Source organism: Chenggangzhangella methanolivorans, assembly GCF_019797865.1.
Taxonomy (GTDB): Bacteria; Pseudomonadota; Alphaproteobacteria; order Rhizobiales; family Methylopilaceae; genus Methylopila; species Methylopila methanolivorans.
Map to the genome: position 1 here is coordinate 2197478 of NZ_CP081869.1, position 14019 is coordinate 2211496.

Below are 14019 nucleotides of genomic sequence, written 5' to 3' on the forward strand. Positions count from 1 at the left end.
GTCACTTCGAATAATTGGCCCGCGTCGCGCCCTGCGGCGGGCGCGCGACCAGGAGCCGCGACCGGAACTCCTCGGCGACCGACTGCGCGTCCTCGCCGGTGCGGATGACGGTCGGCCGGATGAAGACGACGAGCTCGGTGCGCTGGTTGAGGCGCGAGCGCTGGCCGAACAGGCCGCCGACGCCCGGCAGGTCGCCGAGCAGCGGCACCTGGTTCTTGCCGCGCTCGTCGCGCTTGGAGATGAGGCCGGCGAGCAGCACCGTCTGGCCGCTGGTGACCGAGATGTTGCTGGCCACGCGGCGCTTCGACAGCGTCGGCGTCAGCGTGTTGGCGCCGCTGCCGCCGCGCACCGAGGAGATTTCCTGCTCGATCTGCATGGTGACGGCGTCGTTGGAGCCGATGCGCGGCGTGACGTTCAGGATCACGCCCGTGTCCTTGTACTCGACCGAGCTCAGCAGCGAGGGGTTGTTGGGGTTCACCTGGTTGGCGGTGGCGAGCGACTGGGTCTGGACCGGCACCTCGTCGCCGACCTGGAAGTTCGCCGGCTGGTTCTCGGCGACGACGAGCGAGGGCGAGGACAGCACCTCGACGTCGGTGACCTGGTCGAGCGCGGAGATCAGCACGTCCGGGCTCGAATTGGTGCCGAGCAGGATGTTGAAGCCCGGCGCGAGCTTGCCGAGCGCGTTGGCGGCGCTGCCGAACAGGCTGACCGAGCCGTTGTTGTTGCCGAGCCCGACATTCTGAGACTTCACGAAATATTCGACGCCCTGCTTCATCTCGTCGTTCAGCGTCACCTCGGCGATGGTGGCCTGGATCGCGACCTGAAGCGGCGCGCTGTCGAGCTGGCGGAGCGCGGCGAGGATCTTCTGGTAGGTGTAGCCGTCGGCGTAGACCACCACGGCGTTGTTGGCGGGGTCGGCGCTGATCAGCACGTTCGCGCGATCGCCCTGCGACTGGCTGGTGAGGTCGATCGAGTCGCCGCCGCTCTCCTGGCCGGACTGAGAGCCCTCGGTCTGCTCGCCGAAATTCGGGTTGTTGAAGGCCGACTGCTGCCCGGCGCCCGCGCGCCCCTGCAGCGAGGCGCGGGCGGCGTCGGAGCCAGAGCTCGACGAGCCCGAGCCGAAGCTCGAGGAGCCGGAGCCGAAGCCCGACGATGAGGAGGAGCCGCTTTCCGATCCGTTGCGGTCGAACGCCGAGGAGCTCGCGCCCGCGCTGCGCTGGCCGGTGCTCGCCGAGGCGCCGCGGCCGCCGTCGCCGCCGGCCCGGAACAGGGTCGAGACGATGCGGGCGAGCTCCTTGGAGTCGCGGTACCGCGCCTTGTAGACGAAGACGTTCTCGGAGCCGCTCTGGGTGTCGCGGTCGAGACGGCGCACCCAGGTCTCGGCGCGCTTCAGCAGCGCCGGGTTCTTGCTCACCACCATCACGGCGCGCAGGCGCCCGATCGGCTTGAACTGAATGACGCCGCCGGAAGCCCCCTTCTCGGCGTCGAACACGCGGTTGAGCTCGGCCACGACCGCGTCCGGCGCGGCGCGGCGGACCTCGTAGATGCCGACCGCCTGGTTCTGCATCCAGTCGGCGTCGAACGACATGATGGCCTCGATGGCCTCCTGGCGCTTCGAGCCGGGGCCGCGCACCACCATGGCGTTGCGCGCCTGGTCGACCCGCAGGCCGTCGTTCTCGGTGATGAAGCCCGCGACGAGCTTGCCCATGGTGGCGGCAGAGACGTGGCGCAGCGGCACGACCGAGACGCCATAGCTCGGCTGCGTGGCGAAAGGCGTGTCGACCACGCCGCCGCCGACCGAGGTCGGCGCGATGCGGTAGCCGCCGGCCGACTTCGTCATCGAGAAGCCGTTGGCGTTGAGCGAGGCCTCGAGCGCCGAAAGCAGCTCCTGGCTGTTCATGGCGCGCGGCGAGGAGATCGTGACCTTGCCCGAGACGTCCTCGGTCATGGTGTAGTTGATGCGCAGCGTCTCGCCGAGCACCGCCTGGACGACCTCGCGCACGTCCGCATTCTCGAAATTGAGGCGATAGGCGCCGCCGCGCGCGCCGTTCCCGGCCTCGCTCTGGCCTACGGCGCCGCCCTCGTCGGCGTCGCCCACGAAGGCCATCGGCTTCAGCGTCGCCTCCGAGCCCGCAGGGCCGTCGGTCGCGACGATGTTGGTGGTCGCGGAGTTCGCGACGGTCATCGCGAGCGGGCCCGAGCGCTCCGATCGCGGCTGGCGCGCCTTGAGATCGGTGAACAGGCCGGTGTTCATCAGCGAGGAGCGCGGAGCCGCCTCCTCGGTGGTCGCCGAGCAGCCGACGAGCATGCCGAGGCACGCCAGTCCGCCCGCAACGACGCCCGCGAAACGCACCGCATTCATCACCAACACCCCGAACCACGCAGCCCCGAGCTGCGAAGATTTCATTGAAAGCGCTGGAACGGCAAAAGTCAAACCAAGGCGAAGCGCGAGAATTTGGTTAAAACAGCGTCGTAAAATCGAGATAATCGGGCGCAGGAAATAATTTCAATGCTTGACGAAACGCGATTAACAACATTCCGACACACGTTTAATAACAAAGAAAGAAACGATGCGACGAAAGTCGGCGAGAGCAGCGCCGAGGCGCCGTTTCGACTCGGAAGCGGCCTGACGAGACGTCTGCGGCGCAGCCGCGCCCGGCGGGGTTCGCCATTGCGGCCGCACGACAACTTTCCGCCCGCGCGCCGCCTCATTCCAAGCTGGGGTCATCTGCGTCATGATGATGTCGCAGGGCCACACCCGCCGCATCTTGGTCGGAACCAACTAAGACCAAAGTTTCGAGCACGATCTGGATCGGTAGACGCCCAACGAAATCAGGCCCAGCCAAGTTGTCGACCGTCGTCATCTGGCTGTCGCGACAACGGAATCTTGAGGTCGGACAGAATTCGCCGTTGACTTGGACGCCCCCGTCGCGCTCAGGTGGTATCTGGCAGGCAGGCGATCGTCCTTGACGCGCATGCCGGCGCATCCGCGTCGCGTTCCCGATTTCAAACCGCATTTTTCGGTCCCCGGCTCGCGCAGATCGAGCCGGCAAAGAACGCTCGACGGCTTCGGACGCCTGGGTCCGACCGGCCGGACGCGCGCGTTCCGGATCCGATCTCGAAAATCCGATCTCCAAGGGAGCACTGGCATGAAGACGTTCGACAAGAAGATGTTCTGCGCCGCGCTCGTCGGCCTCGCCGCGACGGTCGCCGCGGGCCGCGCCGAAGCCGCCTGCCCGGTCACCCCCGAGGCGCTGAAGTCCGCGCTCGTCAAGGCCGACGAGAAGGACTCGACCGGCCTCAACAATCATTACTGGGCGGTGGCGGTCGACCGCACCGGCGCGGTCTGCGCCGTCGCCTATTCGGGCGAGACCACCGCGAGCCAGTGGCTGCTCTCGCGCCAGATCGCGGCCGCCAAGGCGTTCACCGCCAACGGCCTCAGCCAGGACGGCGCGCCGCTCTCCACCGCTCAGCTCTATCCGTGGGTTCAGGGCAGCCCGAGCGGCGGCAATCCGCTGTTCGGCCTTGCGGCCGGCAATCCGCTCGACGGCGCGACGGTCTATGACGGCAATTACGACAAGTTCGGCACCGCGCAGGATCCGCTGATCGGCAAGCGCGTCGGCGGCACGATCACGTTCGGCGGCGGCGTCGGCCTCTATGACGGCGACAAGGCGATCGGCGGGCTCGGCCTGTCGGGCGACACCGCCTGCGCCGACCACTCGACCGCCTGGCGCACCCGCAAGCTCCTGAAGCTCGCGCCCTCGAACCCGACCGACAAGCTCACCTTCGACGACCTCGCCGGCCACCCCCACTGCCCGAACGACGCCGACACGCAAGGCGTCAACAAACCCAACGCCTGACCGGCCTCCGATCACATCCTTCGACGCGCGCCGGCCAGCCCGGCGCGCGTTCGTTTTTGTCGATTAAGCTCTTCGCGATATGCTGTCCCGGCCCGGACCCGCTCCGTCCCGGTCCCACAGACGCCGGACATGAACGCACCGACGCCGCCACCGACAGAACTCGCCGGACATCTGAACCGGCTCGGCCTCCTGGTCGACATGCCGGCGCCCGCCGACCGGCCGGCCTCGGCCGCGCGCGCGAGCGGCGAAGCCGAGGCGCTGTGGCGCGCGGGCGCTGTCCCGGCGCCCGACCTCGCCGAAGCGCTCGCCGGGCTCCACCGCGTGCAGCGCATGAGCTTCGCGGAGGTCGCCGCCGCCCGCCCGCGCATCGAGGGGCTGTCGCGCAACTTCCTGCGCGAGGCCTTCGCCTATCCGTTCGAGCTCGACGGCGCCGTCGCGATCGCGGTCGCGGACCCGACCGGCGAGCATCTGCCGGCCGTCCGGCTCGCGCTCGGAGGCGCGCCGCGGCTCGTGATCGTCTCCTTCGAGGAGATCGACCTGCTGTTCGAGCGGGCGACGCCAGACGCCGCGGGCCATGCGGCGCAGGGCGCGGACGCCGCCGCCGCGGCCGACACCGTCGAGGCGCTGAAGGATCTTGCGCGCGGCGCGCCGGTGGTGCGGCTCGTCGACCAGCTCATGGAGCGGGCGATCGACCTCGGCGCCACCGACATCCACATCGAGACCGGCCGCGACGAGCTGCGCGTGCGGCTTCGCGTCGACGGCCATCTGCGCACCGAGCAGACCGCCCCCCGGCACCTCGCCGCCGCGGTCATCTCGCGCGTAAAAATCCTCGCCAATCTCGACATCGCCGAGCGCCGCCTGCCGCAGGACGGGCGCGCCAACGTGTTCATCGGCCGCAACGAGGCGGATCTGCGCGTCGCCACCATGCCGACCATGTATGGCGAGACGGCCGTGCTGCGCATCCTCTTGAAGGATTCGCGCCTGCTCGAATTCGAGCGCATCGGCCTCGGCGGGCGCGATCTCGCGGCCTTCAAGTCGCTGCTCGCCGAGCCCCATGGCATCGTCATCGTCACCGGGCCGACGGGCTCGGGCAAGACCACGACGCTTGCGACCGCGATGCAGGTGCTGAACGACCCGACGCGCAAGATCGTGACCGTCGAGGACCCGATCGAGTACCAGATCCCGGGCGTCCACCAGACCCAGATCAAGCCGTCGATCGGGCTCACCTTCGCGACCGCGCTGCGCTCGTTCCTGCGCCACGACCCCGACGTCATCATGGTGGGCGAAATGCGCGACGCCGAGACCGCCGCGGTCGGCGCGCAGGCCGCGCTCACCGGCCATCTCGTGCTGACGACGCTCCACACCAATTCGGCGACCGATTCGGTGGTGCGCCTCGCGGACATGGGGGTCGAGAGCTATCTCATCGCCTCGGCGCTGCGCGGCGTGCTCGGCCAGCGCCTCGTGCGCCGGCTCTGCGAGCGCTGCAAGCGCGAGGACGCGCGCGAGGCCGAGACGGCGCGCGCGCTCGCCGAGGAGCGCGGCTTCCGCATCGACCCGATGGCGCGCTTCTTCGCCGCGCAGGGCTGCGCGGCCTGCGGCCAGACCGGCTATCGCGGCCGCGTCGGCGTGTTCGAGGTGATGCGGGTGGACGACCACGTCCGCAGCATGATCCGCGAGAACCCGGATCCGACCGCGATGCTGGCCGCGGCCCGCAAGGGCGGCCTCACCACCATGCTGGAGGACGGCGTGGCGAAAGCCGGCCGCGGAATGACCACCATCTCTGAAGTGTTGCGGACGACGGGTTAGACTGCCCCGCCGCGGATTGACCGCGGGTCGGCGGCGGATAAGGCTCGCGGCCGAAATCGCGTGACAGCCGGTTGAGGCGAAGGTTCGGGTCGCATGTCGCTCCAGGGCGTATTCAGGACGGCGGTGGACGACCTCGTGGCGCTCGCCCAGCCGCTCGCGGCGCGGGCCGGCGCGCGCGACCGCCTTGTGGCCCTGGCCGAGGGCGACGAGCTCACGCTCTATGAGGTTCCGGCGAACGGCGCGCCCAAGCGGCTGCCGGCAGGCGCGCGCAAGCGCGGCGGCCAGCCGACCGAGCTTCGCCTTCCCGCCGAAACCGTCCTGATGCGCACGCTCGCGCTGCCGGCGGCCGGCCGCGACTATCTGGACCCGATCGTCGAGCACCGGCTCGAACGGCTGATCCCCTGGTCGCCCGACCGCGCGCTCTACGGCTACCGGGTCTCGGGCGAAACCGAATCGGGCGAGCTGTCGGTCGACCTCGCCGCGACATCGCGCGACATCGCCGACCGCTGGCTCGCCAAGGCGTCGGCGCGCGGCCTCGAGCCGACCTCGATCGGCTCCGCGTCCGAGCCTCTCGACCAGCCGCTCGAGATCGACCTCTGGCGCGGCGCGCGCGACACCGCGCAGATCCGCGCCCGGCGCACGGTGGCGTTCGCCGCCGCGATCGTGGCCGCGGTCGTCGTCCCGGCGCTCGGGCTCTCGCTCTACGCCTCCTACGCCGCCGAAACGCGCCTCGCCGACATCGAGCATCGCCAGAACAGGGCCCGGGCGACGCTCGCGGCGGCGGCCGGCGCCGGCGCCGGCTCCCACGAGGCCGCGCTCATCAAGGCCAAGCGCCCCGACGACGCGATGACGACGCTGATCGACCGGCTCGCCCGCGCCGTGCCGGCCGACACGCGCTGCGCGACCTCGAGATCGACGAGGGCCGGATCCGCATCGCCGGCTCCTCCTCGGCCTCGCCGGGGCTGATCGCCAAGCTCGAGGCGAGCGGCCTCACCCGCGAGACCCGCTTCGCCGCCCCGGTGACGCGCGCGCCGGACGGGCGCGACCTGTTCGAGATCCTCGCCGCGCGGGTGCGGCCCGACGGCGCGCGCACCGCCGACGCCTCCGCCGCCGGGCGCGCGCCCGCGCCCTCCTCATCTCCGTTCCAGGATCCCCGCCCGTGAGCGCCGAACCGCGTCCGATCCGCCGGGTCGTCACCGGCGCGCTCGCGGTCGCGCTGCGCTCGGCGCGCTGATCTTCGCGGCCGTGACCTTCCTGCAGGCGAGCGAGACCGAGGCGCTCGCCGACCAGCAGGAGGCGACCGTCGCGGCGCTCGAGCTGCGCGCCGCCCGCATCCGCGAGAGCGCCGGATCGGGGCTCGACGCCTCCTCGATCTATCTGCCGGGCGACGGCGTCGAGATCGCGCGCGCCGAGCTGCAGAAGCTCCTGACCGACGCCGTCGGCGAGGCCTCGGGCCGCCTGATCGAGACGCAGGAGCCCGGCTCCGTGCGCGACGCCGACGCGCCCGACGACGGGCGGGTGGAGCTGCGCGTGACCTTCGACGTGACCAATGACGGCCTGCTCGAGATGCTCTACGGCCTCGAGACCCGCCTGCCGCTGCTCACCATCGAGCGGCTGGAGGCCCGGCGGCTCGACGCCGAGGCTGACGCCGCCGACGAGGACCCGACGCTTCGGGTCAGTCTGGTCGCGCGCGGCCACAGGAAGCTTCCCTCATGAGGCGCGCCCCTCTCCTTCTCGTCCTTGCGGGCGCCGGCGCGATGCTCGCTCGCCGTCGCCGCCGCCGCGCAGAATTCCGACGGGCCGGAGGGCGTCGAGCCGCAGGAGCCGCCCGCCGCGGCCGACGGCCGGGAGCCGCGCGCGGCCGAGGCGCCCTCGCGGGAGCGCGCCGAAGAGGCCGACGAACCCGCCGCCGCGCGGGACGAGGCCGGGACGGAAGCGCCGGCTTCCGCGCCGTCGCCCGACATCGCCGCGCTCAATCCGCTCGCCGGCCTCGACAAGGGCTCTCTCGCGGGCTTTCGGGACGCGCCGCTGTTCACGCCCTCGCGGCGCCGTCCCGCGCCGCCGCCCGCGGTCGCCGAAGCCCCTCCCCCGCCGCCTCCTCCGCCCCGCCCGAGCGCGCGCCCGCGGCGGCGCCGGAGCTGAAGCTTGCGGGCGTCGTCGAGGGTCCCGAGGGCGCGGTCGCGATCGTGGAGAACGGCGGCGAGATCGAGCGGCTGCGGCTCGGCGACCAGGTCGACGGCTGGCTCGTCACCGGCATCGAGGGTTTTACGCTGAAGGTCACGCTCGACGACCGCGAGCACGAGTACCGCATGTTCCAGCGCGCCGAAGGCAAGCCGGCGGCGGCGAGCGGCGACGAGGACGACTCCTCGTCGGGCGACGATTCCGACGAGGACAATTAGGGCTGGGGACATCCGGTCAGCGCAGCCGTCATGCCCGGCGGCGGCCGGGCGTCCACGACTTTCTAGGGGACGTCGAACTCTACGCCAACGTCGTGGATACCCGCGACGACGACGCGGGCATGACGCCGCCGCGTTCCTCAGCGGCGCAGCAGCGCCTCGATCGACTTGAGCTCCGCGACGTTCGCCTTCAGCCGCTGCGCGAGCCGGGCGTGAAGGTTGCGGGCGAGGTCGGGATATTCGTCGAACAGCCGCGCGAACAGGCCGCGGGCGATTCGCAGCACCTCGGTCGGCTCGACGGCGACGGCAGTCGCCGGACGGGAGACGTCGGCGATGAGCGCAAGCTCGCCCACGAGCGTCGAGCGGCCGACCGTGATCTCGCCGCCCGGACGCACGAGCCTCAGCGAGCCTGACGCGACCACATAGCCGCAGTCGGCCCGCTCGCCCTCGCGAAACAGCTCGTCGCCCTCGGCGAGCCGCACCCGGTCCGCCGAAAACGCGATGAGCCGCTGCGCGTCCCGGCCGAGCTGGTCGAGCAGCGGCGTCTCGCTCAACGTCCTGATGTCGTCCTCGAGCGCCACGCGCCCCCGCTACGCAACTGGATAAGTCGTCCCCTATGGAACGAGCTTATATCCTCCGGCCTCCGTGACCAGCAGCCGCGCGTTGGACGGATCCGCCTCGATCTTCTGGCGAAGACGATAGACGTGGGTCTCGAGCGTATGCGTGGTCACGCCCGAATTGTAACCCCAGACTTCCTGAAGAAGAGTTTCTCTCCCACCACCGACGATCCGGCCCGATAGAGGAAGCGCAGGATCGCGGTCTCCTTCTCGGTCAGGCGGATCTTGGCGTTCTTGTCGGTGACGAGCACCTTGCCGCCCGGCTTGAACGTGTACGGCCCGATCGTGAAGATCGCGTCCTCGCTCGCCTCGTGGCTGCGAAGCTGGGCGCGGATGCGTGCGAGAAGGACCGCGAATCGCACGGGCTTGGCCACGTAGTCGTTCGCGCCGGCCTCGAGGCCGAGAATCGTGTCGGCGTCCGAATCCTGCCCCGTGAGCATGATGACCGGTCCGCGATAGCCGTCGCGGCGCATCACCTTCACGGCCTCGCGGCCGTCCATGTCGGGAAGTCCGACGTCCATGATGATCAGGTCGACATGCTCGCCGCGGACGTGAGCGATGGCGGGCTGGGCCGACCCCGCCTGGGCGGGCTCGAATTCTTCGTGGAGGTCGAGCTGCTCGACGAGTTCGGTACGGAGGTCGGCGTCGTCTTCGACGACAAGGATCTTGCGCTTGGTGGCCATTCAACGTCTCTTGGAAGCCGGCCCAGTGCAGCCGGCAGTCGTGAACTAGACAGGCGCCGCCCGTTCGGCAAGGCGCGTTTCGGGACGCGTTTCATGCCCAAAACGCCCTTCAGGCGAACTTTCGTCCGCAAAAAGCGCATCGAAAGGGTCATCGTCCGGCCCCGCGCCGGCGACCGCGCGCGCGGTCGCCTGGAGGCCGGCGGCATGGCGTTCCCTTGCGCGCTCGGGCCCGCCGGAACGGTCACGACGAAGCGCGAGGGGGATGGCGGAACGCCGCGCGGCCGCCTCGCCTTGCGCCGCCTCTTCCGCCGCGCAGACCGCGGCCCGCGGCCGCCCTCGGGCCTCGACACGCGAACCATCCGGACCACCGACGGCTGGTGCGACGCGCCCGGTCACCGCCGGTACAATCGATTGATTACATTGCCGTTTTCCGCATCGCACGAGACCCTGTGGCGCGACGACGGGCTCTACGACCTCGTGGTCGAGCTCGGCTGGAACGACCGCCCCGCCACGCCCGGCCGAGGCTCTGCCATCTTCCTCCACGCCGCCGCCCCGGCTTCTCGCCGACCGCAGGCTGCGTGGCGGTGGAGCCGCGCTTCCTCCGCCGCCTCGTCGCCCGCCTCGCCAGGGGCGCCTGGCTCGACGTGGAGCCGCGTCCGCGCAAGTCGAAGAGGGGACGTTAACCCTCGGGCGTCGTCACGCTCCATCTGACGAAGATGTCAGAACCTGCGACCGCTCGCGAACTTGTGCGCTACGGGCCCCATCCCATATCGTTCTCAACCAATGGAACGCCGTGATCCGGCGGACCTGACGGTAACCTGTTCCGAAGGGACGACGATCAATGTCGGACTACAATCGCAACGCTCTCGGCCGAACCTACGGCCAGACGTCGGCGCCGAGCATGGAGATCGACCAGGGCCTCCGGTCGTACATGCTGAGCGTCTACAATTACATGTCGATCGGCCTGGCCATCACCGGCCTCGCGGCGATCGGCGCGTTCATGCTCGCCGTGTCGTCCGAGCCGACCGGCGCGGTGGCGCGCGGTATGAACCTCACGCCGTTCGGCGTGATGCTCTACACGAGCCCGCTGAAGTGGGTGGTGCTGCTCGCCCCGCTCGCCATGGTGTTCTTCCTCTCCGCGCGCCTCCACAAGATGAGCGCGGCGGGCGGCCAGATCGCCTTCTACGTCTTCGCCGGCCTGATGGGCCTGTCGCTGTCGTCGATCTTCCTGGTCTACACCGGGGCGTCGATCGGGCGAGTGTTCTTCATCACCGCGGCGGCGTTCGGCGCGCTCAGCCTCTGGGGCTACACGACCAAGAAAGACCTGACGGGCATGGGCTCGTTCCTGGTGATGGGCCTGTTCGGCATCGTCATCGCGAGCCTGGTGAACCTGTTCTTCCAGTCCTCGATGGTCCAGTTCGTCGTGTCGGTGCTCGGCGTGGTCATCTTCTCGGGCCTGACCGCCTATGACACGCAGCGCATTAAGGAAATGTACTACGAGATGGACGACGACGGCACGATGAGCCGCAAGGCCATCCTCGGCGCGCTGTCGCTCTACCTCAACTTCATCAACCTGTTCACCGCGCTGCTGTCGCTGTTCGGCAACCGCGAGTGATCAGGGACCGCTCCGGCCCTCGGGTTGGAGACGCCTGAACCGAGGCCCCGGCGGAAACGCCGGGGCCTTTTGTTTTGGCGGAACGCCCGACGTCGGCCGCCCCTTCCCCCGCTGCGGAGGAGGGAACTTTGCGCGTCGCGCCTCGAACACGCTGCGCCGCGCTCCATTTAGCCCCGCCGAGTTTCAGGGAGCGCCGCCATGGCCAAGATGATCCATTCGATGATCCGCGTGACCGACGAGGCGCGCTCGCTCGCCTTCTACGAGACGGCGTTCGGCCTGAAGGTCGCCGACCGCTACCCGTTCGAGGGTTTCACGCTGATCTATCTCCGCAACGCCGAAACCGGCTTCGAGCTCGAGCTGACCGTCAACGCCGACCGCTCCGAGCCCTACGATCTCGGAAACGGCTACGGCCATCTGGCGCTGTCGGTCGACGACCTCGAGGCCGAGCACCAGCGCGTCACTGACGCCGGGCTGAACCCCAACCGGCTCAAAACCATGGAGCGCGACGGCAAGCCCTTCGCCCGCTTCTTCTTCATCTCCGACCCGGACGGCTATAAGATCGAGGTGCTGCAGCGCGGCGGCCGGTTCATCTGAGGGCGGCCGTCAGCCGACGAGCCGCACGGCCGCGTCGAAGGCGTCGGTCCACAGCCTGCAACAGACGATCCCGGCGACGGCCGCCGCCGGGAGGGACGCCGCGCGGGGTCGGGCGGCGAGAGCGACGAGCGCGGCGGCGAGGGCCGCGGTCGCGAGCAGGAAGAGCGCGACCAGCGCCGCGAAAGGCAGGGCCGCAAAGGCGCCGAAGACGAACAGCGCGATGACGAGCGGCGCCGTGACGAAATAGGCGAGCCGCCTTTTGCGTTTCGCCCATCGGGCCGCCGCCCGGCGGCGGCGCGCGACGGCGAGCCGCGTGGGATCGCCGACCACCTCATGCGTCGCGATCATCGCCATGACGAAGATGGCGAGCGGAACGCCGGCGCCGCTCAGCCGGACATAGGCCGCTCCCCCGAGCTCCGCCCATGGCGTCCCCTCGACAGCCACGCCGACGAAGGCGGCGAGGACCGGCGCGAGCGCGGCCACGGCCGCCATCGCGACGACCTCGCGGCTCCGGCGCGCCTTGAGCGCGGGGCCGCGGCCGCTGGCGGCGGCGACATCAGCCATGCAGGAACCAGGCGAAGCCGGCGCCGAAGGCCAGGGCGAACAGCTTGCCTCCAAGGCCGAACCCGTCCGCGAAGCTCCGCAGGATGGCGGCGTGGATCAGGACCGCGGCGGCGATGGCGACCGCCAGCACGGCGCGCCAGAACTCGATCTCGCCTCCGACCAGCGCCAGCGTCGCGAGCGGGCCCCAGATCAGCAGGTGGAGCAGCCATGGCCTCCGCTTCAACGCGACGATCGCCCGCCGCCGGAGACGTCGGCGGAAGGCGGAGAAATCAGACGCAAGCTCCATAGCCATGGCGACGGCCGCGCAGACCGCGAAGAACGCGGCGTGCTCGAGAACGAGGCGAAAGCCTGCTCCGATCCATGGTTGGCCCCAGGGCTGCCCCGAACGCCAAAGCGCCAGCGCGACGCCGAACGGAACCCCGGCGACGACGAAGGCCGCAGCCCCCGCGATCCGCCCGATCCGCGCCGGCGCCTCCGGTCGTCGCGCCGCGGCGATCGGAGAAGGCTGCAAGGTCTCCATACCGCCCCTCGGCGCTGGTGATCGGACTGTCACTATGGCCGCGCCGGGCGCCGCTTGCCAATCCATGCCCGCCCCGCCTAAGACGCGCCCGCGACATTCAAGAAGACGCGCGAGGACCCCAATGGCCACCCAGAACATCCTGCTGCTCCCCGGCGACGGCATCGGCCCGGAGGTGATGGCGGAGGTCCGTCGGGTTCTCGCCGTCATCGAGGCCCGCGGCGTGCTTTCGCTCTCGATCGACGAGGGCCTGGTCGGCGGCGCGGCCTATGACGCGCACGGCGTGGCGGTTTCGGACGGCGACGTCGAGAAGGCCAAGGCCGCCGACGCCGTGCTGCTCGGCGCGGTCGGCGGTCCGAAGTGGGACGGCGTGCCCTATGAGCACCGCCCGGAAGCCGGCCTGCTGCGCCTGCGCAAGGATCTCGAGCTCTTCGCCAATCTTCGCCCGGCGATCTGCTACCCGGCGCTCGCGGATTCCTCCGCGCTCAAGCGCGAGCTCGTCGACGGCCTCGACCTGATGATCGTGCGCGAGCTCACCGGGGGCGTCTATTTCGGCGAGCCGAAGGAGATCACCGACCTTCCGAACGGCCAGAAGCGCGCCGTCGACACCCAGGTCTACGAGACCTACGAGATCGAGCGCATCGCCAAGGTCGCGTTCGAGCTCGCGCGCGTGCGCGGCGGCCGCGTCACCTCGGCCGAGAAACGCAACGTCATGAAGTCGGGCCTTCTCTGGAACCAGGTGGTCACCGCGATCCACAAGTCGGGCGGCTACGAGGACGTCAAGCTCGACCACATGCTCGCCGACGCGCTCGGCATGCAGCTCGTTCGCGCGCCCAAGGAGTTTGACGTCATCGTCACCGACAATCTGTTCGGCGACATCCTTTCCGACGTCGCCTCGATGCTGACCGGCTCGCTCGGCATGCTGCCCTCGGCCTCGCTCGGCGCCGAGGACGAGAACGGCCGCCGCAAGTCGCTCTACGAGCCGGTGCACGGCTCGGCGCCCGACATCGCGGGCAAGGGGATCGCGAACCCGCTCGCCATGATCGCGAGCCTCGCGATGGCGCTGAAATATTCGCTCGGCAAACCCGACGTCGCCGACCTCCTCGACAAGGCGATCTCCGAGACGCTCGGCGAAGGCCTGCGCACCGGCGACATCTGGTCGGAGGGCATGACCAAGGTCGGCACGACCGAGATGGGCTCGGCGGTCGCCAAGAAGTTCGAGGCGCTGCTCGGCGCCTGAGGCTGAGGAGCGGCGTCCGACGGCGCCGCTCGTGTCCTGCGCCACCTTGCGGGTGGCCCCCCTCCCCGGGCGGAGGAGGACCACGAGATCGGAGCGGGCGGCGCCCTCTCCGATCACCGCGGCGCGA

Annotated in this window: 15 protein-coding genes and 1 pseudogene; 11 read left to right on the top strand and 5 right to left on the bottom strand. The window is 70.2% G+C overall.

Features of this window, described 5'->3' with window-relative positions:
* Position 1: 1 nt before the first annotated feature.
* Positions 2 to 2407, bottom strand: a complete 2406-nt coding sequence (gene gspD, locus K6K41_RS11505) for a type II secretion system secretin GspD (protein ID WP_261405154.1) — start codon at positions 2405 to 2407, stop codon at positions 2 to 4.
* Between the two features lie 742 nt (positions 2408 to 3149).
* Here gspD and K6K41_RS11510 point away from each other — a divergent pair.
* The 7 genes from K6K41_RS11510 to K6K41_RS11540 all read left to right on the top strand — a co-directional run bounded on the left by K6K41_RS11510 (position 3150) and on the right by K6K41_RS11540 (position 8065).
* The gene (locus tag K6K41_RS11510) at positions 3150 to 3860 is read left to right on the top strand and encodes a heme-binding protein (RefSeq protein ID WP_261405155.1); all 711 of its coding nucleotides are present in this window, start codon (positions 3150 to 3152) and stop codon (positions 3858 to 3860) included.
* 129 nt (positions 3861 to 3989) lie between these two features.
* A complete protein-coding gene (locus K6K41_RS11515; RefSeq protein WP_261405156.1) occupies positions 3990 to 5666 on the top strand; it encodes a GspE/PulE family protein in 1677 nt (558 codons plus the stop codon).
* Between the two features lie 93 nt (positions 5667 to 5759).
* Entirely contained in the window at positions 5760 to 6632 is an 873-nt protein-coding gene (locus K6K41_RS11520) for a type IV pilus biogenesis protein PilM (protein WP_261405157.1), read from the top strand.
* Positions 6633 to 6685: 53 nt separating this feature from the next.
* Positions 6686 to 6829 (top strand): hypothetical protein, encoded by a 144-nt coding sequence (locus K6K41_RS11525; RefSeq protein ID WP_261405158.1) that lies wholly within the window; start codon positions 6686 to 6688, stop codon positions 6827 to 6829.
* Positions 6830 to 6911: 82 nt separating this feature from the next.
* Positions 6912 to 7382 carry a type II secretion system protein GspM gene (gene gspM, locus K6K41_RS11530; protein ID WP_261405159.1) on the top strand — a complete coding sequence of 157 codons (471 nt, stop codon included), beginning with the start codon at positions 6912 to 6914 and terminating at the stop codon, positions 7380 to 7382.
* A 24-nt stretch (positions 7383 to 7406) separates the two neighbouring features.
* Positions 7407 to 7808, top strand: a complete 402-nt coding sequence (locus K6K41_RS11535) for a hypothetical protein (protein WP_261405160.1) — start codon at positions 7407 to 7409, stop codon at positions 7806 to 7808.
* A gap of 44 nt (positions 7809 to 7852) precedes the next feature.
* The gene (locus K6K41_RS11540; RefSeq protein WP_261405161.1) at positions 7853 to 8065 is read left to right on the top strand and encodes a hypothetical protein; all 213 of its coding nucleotides are present in this window, start codon (positions 7853 to 7855) and stop codon (positions 8063 to 8065) included.
* A 137-nt stretch (positions 8066 to 8202) separates the two neighbouring features.
* On the opposite strand, the gene K6K41_RS11545 is transcribed toward K6K41_RS11540, so the two are convergent.
* Both K6K41_RS11545 and K6K41_RS11550 read right to left on the bottom strand, forming a co-directional pair.
* The gene (locus K6K41_RS11545) at positions 8203 to 8643 is read right to left on the bottom strand and encodes a cyclic nucleotide-binding domain-containing protein (protein WP_261405162.1); all 441 of its coding nucleotides are present in this window, start codon (positions 8641 to 8643) and stop codon (positions 8203 to 8205) included.
* 33 nt (positions 8644 to 8676) lie between these two features.
* Positions 8677 to 9362 (bottom strand): annotated as a pseudogene (locus K6K41_RS11550) (response regulator transcription factor).
* Between the two features lie 204 nt (positions 9363 to 9566).
* Between K6K41_RS11550 and K6K41_RS11555 the strand changes: the two are divergent.
* From K6K41_RS11555 to K6K41_RS11565, 3 genes are all read left to right on the top strand, one after another.
* Complete coding sequence (locus tag K6K41_RS11555; RefSeq protein WP_428978579.1) at positions 9567 to 10073, top strand: L,D-transpeptidase family protein; 507 nt, start codon at positions 9567 to 9569, stop codon at positions 10071 to 10073.
* Between the two features lie 130 nt (positions 10074 to 10203).
* Complete coding sequence (locus tag K6K41_RS11560) at positions 10204 to 10977, top strand: Bax inhibitor-1/YccA family protein (protein WP_261405163.1); 774 nt, start codon at positions 10204 to 10206, stop codon at positions 10975 to 10977.
* 198 nt (positions 10978 to 11175) lie between these two features.
* Positions 11176 to 11571, top strand: a complete 396-nt coding sequence (locus tag K6K41_RS11565; RefSeq protein WP_261405164.1) for a VOC family protein — start codon at positions 11176 to 11178, stop codon at positions 11569 to 11571.
* Positions 11572 to 11580: 9 nt separating this feature from the next.
* Here K6K41_RS11565 and K6K41_RS11570 read toward each other — a convergent pair whose 3' ends face one another.
* Together K6K41_RS11570 and K6K41_RS11575 are read right to left on the bottom strand one after the other, a co-directional pair.
* Complete coding sequence (locus K6K41_RS11570; protein WP_261405165.1) at positions 11581 to 12135, bottom strand: hypothetical protein; 555 nt, start codon at positions 12133 to 12135, stop codon at positions 11581 to 11583.
* Entirely contained in the window at positions 12128 to 12655 is a 528-nt protein-coding gene (locus tag K6K41_RS11575; RefSeq protein ID WP_261405166.1) for a hypothetical protein, read from the bottom strand. Before K6K41_RS11575 ends, K6K41_RS11570 begins: the two co-directional genes overlap by 8 nt.
* Positions 12656 to 12776: 121 nt before the next feature.
* On the opposite strand from K6K41_RS11575, the gene leuB reads away from it, so the two are divergent.
* A complete protein-coding gene (gene leuB / locus K6K41_RS11580; RefSeq protein WP_261405167.1) occupies positions 12777 to 13892 on the top strand; it encodes a 3-isopropylmalate dehydrogenase in 1116 nt (371 codons plus the stop codon).
* Positions 13893 to 14019: the final 127 nt, after the last annotated feature.